General features: G+C 51.3%; 7 protein-coding genes. All 7 read right to left on the minus strand.

Annotated elements, in window-relative coordinates:
- Positions 1–460 (minus strand): LD-carboxypeptidase (locus tag AAF564_25455; GenBank protein MEM8488917.1); only part of this gene is annotated, 460 nt, incomplete at its 3' end.
- Positions 461–473: 13 nt separating this feature from the next.
- Complete coding sequence (locus tag AAF564_25460) at positions 474–692, minus strand: LapA family protein (GenBank protein ID MEM8488918.1); 219 nt, start codon at positions 690–692, stop codon at positions 474–476.
- Positions 693–837: 145 nt separating this feature from the next.
- A complete protein-coding gene (locus AAF564_25465) occupies positions 838–1,071 on the minus strand; it encodes a hypothetical protein (protein ID MEM8488919.1) in 234 nt (77 codons plus the stop codon).
- Between the two features lie 144 nt (positions 1,072–1,215).
- A complete protein-coding gene (locus AAF564_25470; GenBank protein ID MEM8488920.1) occupies positions 1,216–1,671 on the minus strand; it encodes a hypothetical protein in 456 nt (151 codons plus the stop codon).
- Positions 1,672–1,718: 47 nt separating this feature from the next.
- Complete coding sequence (locus tag AAF564_25475) at positions 1,719–4,505, minus strand: T9SS type A sorting domain-containing protein (GenBank protein MEM8488921.1); 2,787 nt, start codon at positions 4,503–4,505, stop codon at positions 1,719–1,721.
- An 11-nt stretch (positions 4,506–4,516) separates the two neighbouring features.
- Complete coding sequence (locus tag AAF564_25480) at positions 4,517–4,963, minus strand: hypothetical protein (protein ID MEM8488922.1); 447 nt, start codon at positions 4,961–4,963, stop codon at positions 4,517–4,519.
- A 32-nt stretch (positions 4,964–4,995) separates the two neighbouring features.
- Positions 4,996–6,150, minus strand: a 1,155-nt coding sequence (locus tag AAF564_25485; protein MEM8488923.1) for a glycosyltransferase family 2 protein, incomplete at its 5' end; no start/stop codon positions are given.

Here is a 6,150-nt window from a genome sequence, read left to right on the forward strand (position 1 = left end):
ATGTAGCAAAGTTCCAAAACTGTGTTTCGCAGCGCGGATCTAGCTTACCCCACTCAACGGCGACCATGGGGCCAGAGATGCTGTACCAGCCGGCGTGCGCATAAAGTGCCAATTGCAGGGCTGTAATATCACTGTATCCCACGAGCAGTTTTGGCGATTGCCTTGCGGCTTCGTAATTAAGCAGGGGGAGCATACGCGCCGTGCCATAACCGCCGCGGGTACAGAAAATGGCGTCGATGGCCGGATCAGCAAGCAGGGTATTAAATGCAGTAGCGCGTTGTTCATCTGTGCCGCTCAGGTAACCGTGGTGCGTTGGAGCGAGTGGAACGCGCTTGATATTGAAGCCGAGGTCGGCCAGGTATGCGATGCCCGCTTCGTAGGCGGCAAGGTCCTTTGGCGGACTTGCCGGCGTTGCTATGGCTATTGTGGCGTGTTGGGGGAGGAGTGCTGAGGGAAGCAAGGATACAGCCGGCTTAGTCAGCCATGGATTTGACCTGCCGGTATCGTTTGTAATGGCTAGGCGACATCGCCAGCACACCAGTGACCACACCAAAGATAAACGTACCGATCAAGATGATCGCCGTGGATCCATTTATTTCATAAGGGCCCAGGTTCAGGCTCATGGTGCTCTGGTTTTCCAGGGCGAAAAGAACGGTGATCAGGGCCAGTATAAACGCGAGGATTGTACGCATAAGATTTCAGTTAGCAGGCTAAAGTCTGACAAGACAACGAAAAAATCGTGTAAGTCCTTATAAATTAAGATATTTATAACAAAAAAAATAAGCCTGAATTTAATTTTTGTGATAAAAAATCAAGGAGACAAGCGGCTGTATGGTATCACCCGTCTCCATCTATGGCGCGAATCCGTCTCATTCGTGGTACATCGCGCGTTAACATCGCAACTATGCCTACCAGTAAACCGAGGCCAAATGAAGACACGAGTACCACGCCTACGGTAGCCCTGATCTCAAACATGCCCATGGTAACCAGGAAGGGCATCGGATTCTGGGATACTATGAATGCACCCAATACAATGATCAGGATGCCCGAGATGGCATAAGATGGACTCATAACAACTTGTTTGTATTATGGACCCCTAAAATAGCGCAAAATAAGTTCTGGTGTACACCCCCCTCAAAAAAGAAAACAGAGGCGTTAGGCACGCCTCTGTTTGAATAATTTTCTAACTTATATGCCTGTTGAACCGCGCAGTGTTTACCGTATTTCTAATCCAGAAATCAGATCTGGCAGCGTCACACTTGTACCTTCGCTTTCAAGGAAGGCCTGTCGCTGGTTGAGGATCTCGGTAATCTCTTCCCGTTCAGTCGATAGCCGGTCATACCACAGTCTGCCCCAGGCCCTGAATGTTCTCACTGTGTCCTGTTCGACAACAAGCAATAATTCAAAATCAGGCTTTAATCCAGGCTGCTCGATATTGTAGACCAGCCATTGCTCATGCCTGATTTCTCCCGACTGCGCTTCCCGCATGATCGATACTTCGCGAATAGGCGCATTTGTCAGGTAATTGCCCAATTCATTCGCTGGCATGGGGAAGTATAGCCGGCCTTCTTCAGCGGTTTGGCCTGGTATCGGATACGGCACCAAATCGGCGTCGTTGTTACAGGCCGAAAAAACCGTTGCCATCACAAGAGCAAGTACAAAGCTTTTCATCAAGCAGGTATCTGTTTGTGAATACAGCTGTTGTGAAGCAGGTCTGGCTATCTTGCAAGCACCATCACTTTACTTTCTTTGTGGATTGTCTCAGCAGACGACAGCGATACGGCTTCAAGCTGGTACATGTACGAGCCACTAGGCAGGCCTGCTGCATCGAAGCTGACCTGGTGTGCCCCGGTGGCTTTGGCTGCGCTTGTAAGCAGCGTGCGTACCTCTTTGCCTGTTACGTCAAATACCTTCAGGGTAACCTGGCTTGGCTGCATCAGCGTGAAAGAAATATTGGTGCTCGGGTTGAACGGATTAGGGTAGTTCTGATCCAGATCAAACAACGCCGGCACAGCGGCCTCATCTTCATTGGCAACCGGGTTCAGTGGCATGCCAACAAAAATACCACGCCCATGTGTTGCCAGTGCAACGCGCCCATCAGACGTACGGGAGTCGATTGATTCGACAATTGCATTCCCAACACCATCTGCAGATTCCTGCTGCCAGGTTGTGTTGCTGCCATTTAGTGAGATGGTGGAGTAGAATCCGGTGCTTGTACCCACGAGGTAGCCTGTGTCTGCGTTGAGCGGGACAATCTCCACTGCGCGCATGGATGGCCCCGGTGCATTGGCTGTGCCCGTCAGGTTGCCTTCTACAGCTGTCCACGAGGAGCCGCCGTTAGACGTATGATAGAGGCCGATGATGTTATAGTTGGACATTGCCACAAGCACTTCATTTGCATTGTTGGGATTCACTGCAATGCTGTGAATGTAGCCGTCGGACGGTGCGCCCGGAATCGAGACATTTGTTGGTGCACTGGTTGATGTGCCGGCATTTTCAAAGCGATAAATCTGCGGCGTTGCGTTGTCGCCTGATGCAGCAAGGTACAGGACGGTAGCTCCATTGCTGGCTGCAGCATCCAGTGCCGTGTAATCAAATGAACCACTGATCTGCAGGGCGGCCAACTGGGCCCACTGCACGTTGGCAATGCTCCCCGCATTACGCCGCCAGAGCGAGTTGCCAGAGGGGTAATAAATGATGGTCTCATCAACCGGATCAGCAAGGAAGGGGTTGATAAAGAGCTGGTTATTGGCACCCGCCGGCGTGATGTTGTCGAGGAATTGCAAGTCGCCGCTTACGTTGTAGCGATACGCGGAGATATCTCCATTCTGCGTAGAGCCAATGGCATACGACTCACCGAGATACGCAAACGCGCCATCCCCAGAAGTTACATCGTCTGAACCACTTGTGATGGATGTTGTCGGGTCATACCGGAAAAACGGACTCCCGTTATCCTGCGTGCCTCCCAGCAACCGGTCATCATCTGCCGCTGCGGGCAGAGATACGTGATAAAACTGCGTCACGTTGTATCCGTTGTTTTTGTTTTCCCAGGGGAAAGCACCGCTTATGGATACGTCATCAACAAAACTCAGGCCTCCGTCGTGTGCTGACCAAAGTGCGTTCGGGTTAGACAGATCGAAAAATAGCGCATGCTGGTCGGGATGCTGGTTGTTGTATTGTGAGATGTTATTTGCTGTAGCATAGCCGCCAACCCAGCTTGCAACAGAGCTGTTAGGCCGCGTGGCAAACCCATCTCTCGATACATACAGGTTGGTGCCACCAATAAAGACAAGGTTCTCATCCGATGGGCTAACCGCAATGACCATGTTGTAGCCGCGCTGGGTGTACACGTCGCCTACCTGGCCACCAAAGTCTGGAATATTGGCTGTCAGGTCCTGGCTTGTGCCATTAGCAAGATTGAACTTGTAGAGGAATACTTCTTCGGTGTCACCGAAGGCATTGTTCGAATTGGATGTATTGCCTGTGAAGGTCATCATGTAGGCTACATCCGGATTAGAAGGTGCTACAGCAATGACAGAACGATCTGGTGCAGTTGGAAAACTGGCTGGTGTAATTTCTGTCCAATTCAGGCCGTCGTTCGATGAGGTATAGACGCCCGGCTGTTCTCCAACGGTGCTGCTCATGAAGCCGTCCGCAATGACGGCAACGATGGTCCCATCGGATGCGATATCAAAATCTGTCCACATGGGGAAGATTTCATTCCCCAAAACAGACGTCAGGCTGAGGAGGCTGCCTGTGGTTCGGGTGAGGCCAAACCCATTACTGGCAACGAAGACAGTTCCAGTGGTCGGGCTGACGAGCACTTTTGATGTATAGTCGTATGCAGAATCAAAGCTCGTTGGATTTGGGCCTACAGGGGCAAATAACTCCCAGGTTTCGCCATTGTCTGTAGAACGTAGGACACCCTGGCCATAATAGAAGGCACGGAAGCCACGGTCTGAGTTAGAGCCTGAAAATTCTCCGGTTGTGGCATACCAGGTATTGGTATTGCCAGAACGGCGATCCTGGGTGATGAAGGTAATGCCTGCGCCATCTTGCGGATCGGACTTCAGCGTCCACGTGCTTCCGCCATTGGTAGATTTCCAGATGCCACCGGAGACACCGCCGGCGATAATGTTGTTTGAGTTGTTGACGTCAACAGCAATGGCACGGGTGCGGCCGGCAACATCGTTGGGGCCGGCTTCTGTCCATGAGAAATGCGGCATTGCTCCGCTTTTGTTCAGGCCATCAATGCGCTTGGGCATTTGTGCGGCATGGGCAAGCTCGAGTCGTCGGATCCCGGCCGGAATTTGGCCCGTCTCCGGGTCGCGAAGCATGCGATGGAAGTACGCTGCACGCGCCTTCTTTGTGGTCTGCTTGCGGGCTTTTTTAGCTTCGATTACGCCTGGCTCATTTTGTGGCCATGCAAAAAATGCAATCAATAGTGCGAGCCCCAAAACAACAGATGGATACAGGATGCGTCGCGGATCGGTATTTTTCATCATTGAATCATTATTTATCGAATAGAAAGAACGCGCCATGCCACTGGCTTCATACCGGGCAGGCTGGGCACCTGCTGGTATCTAAGTGTCAGGTTCTGGGTAGTGCCTGATTTCATCGCCGCAGCTTCTTCATTTTCTGCAGTTGCAGTTGCAATAACGTCTTTGCTGATAGACGCTGTGATTTCTGTCCCTACAGCCAGCGGTTTTGCGTTTGCACCGTAGGCTTCCACCGAAACTATTTTTAACTGGCAGTGGAATCCATCGTCAACAGGCTCGAGGCTGAGTACTTCAGCGGTGAGATGCACGCTGCCTGGGGCTGGAGCAACAGGGGGGATGGGCTTTTCAACTTCAGCCATTTCCTCGTTTTCGGGTGCGTTTTGCTGGCTTTTTTTCTTTGCAGAAGAGCAGCCGCCCAGCAAAGACATGCTGAACAGCAAGAGACAGATTGTGTATAGGTTCATGCTGCGAACGAAGTAAATTTCACGGAAGGTAATCAGGCGGATACTACGGGGCGCCCCTTCCATGTGACCCTGCCGGTAAGATGATTCCATGCAGAGTCTAATTGTAAAGTCGAACCAAGGATGTAGCAAAGCGGAGCAATCAGCGAAATAGTGAACGAAAAACCACTTCGATGATCGGTTAGAAGCTTATTGAAGTAAACAAGAAATAGCAAACGGGGCTCCAGAAAGGCCGGCAATACAAATATTGTAGCAAACAACGCAAATATGCCCACAAACAGCAGGAGGTTGTTGCCCATCAATAAGTAAACGTTTTTCCTGAACCCGCGCCAGGCCTCAGCAAAGCTGTCGTACATGTGTACAGCTACTTCGCTTTGTACATCTACCAGCGCAGGTGATATACCCTGTTTTTTGAGGTATCGGCCGATTAACACATCCTCTAAGATTTCGCCGGCAACCTGTGCATGGGGTTGGTGCTTCTGGTAGGTAGGCGCATCGATCATCCAACACTGTCCGTTTAGCACCCCGAGTGAGGAAAAAGGCAGCCAGCGGACAAGCAGCCAGGGAATGGAAGCAAGAATAGAATGGGTAGCGAGGCTAACAAGCGTGAGGCCTTTGCCTTTGTATGCCGGCATGCTGGTCAGTACGCTATGCGCAGGAAGAGACTGGAAGGCTGCAACAAGCCGGCCCAGCGCACCCGGGTCCTGCAACACCGTATCTGCATCCAGAAACAGCATAAGCTCACCTTTTGCATGGCGAGAGGCTTGATGCAATGCATGTACTTTACCCGTCCAACCATCAGGCGGGCCAGTGCCTCGCAGTGTGCATATTCTCTCATCTGCGTACGCTGAAATTACTGCACAGGTATCGTCTTCAGAGGCATCATCATACACAATGAGCTGGAAATTGTCGAACCGCTGGTTGAGTACGCTTGGCAGTAACCTGCGTAGATTTTTTGCCTCGTTACGCGCAGGAATGAGGATCGAAACCAGGGGCTGGTTGGTTGATATGCCCTCACCTTTCCTGGATAGCGTTTTTCTTCTCCACAAATAGAATAGATTTGAAAAGAAGATTAGCGCTATCACGAAGTGGCTCGCAACAACAAAATAGTCGGAGAATGGTCCGAGCAGTGGTTGGAGAGCGGTCCGAGAGCAATGCGAGAGGTGCGAGAGTGGTCCGAGAGTGGCGCG

The sequence above is a fragment of the Bacteroidota bacterium genome (assembly GCA_039111535.1).
Lineage (GTDB): Bacteria > Bacteroidota > Rhodothermia > Rhodothermales > JAHQVL01 > JBCCIM01.

Coding starts and splice junctions, on each gene's coding strand:
- AAF564_25460 (MEM8488918.1), bottom strand. CDS start 692: ATGCGTACAATCCTCGCGTTTATACTGGCCCTGATCACCGTTCTTTTC.
- AAF564_25470 (MEM8488920.1), bottom strand. CDS start 1,671: ATGAAAAGCTTTGTACTTGCTCTTGTGATGGCAACGGTTTTTTCGGCC.
- AAF564_25475 (MEM8488921.1), bottom strand. CDS start 4,505: ATGATGAAAAATACCGATCCGCGACGCATCCTGTATCCATCTGTTGTT.
- AAF564_25465 (MEM8488919.1), bottom strand. CDS start 1,071: ATGAGTCCATCTTATGCCATCTCGGGCATCCTGATCATTGTATTGGGT.
- AAF564_25480 (MEM8488922.1), bottom strand. CDS start 4,963: ATGAACCTATACACAATCTGTCTCTTGCTGTTCAGCATGTCTTTGCTG.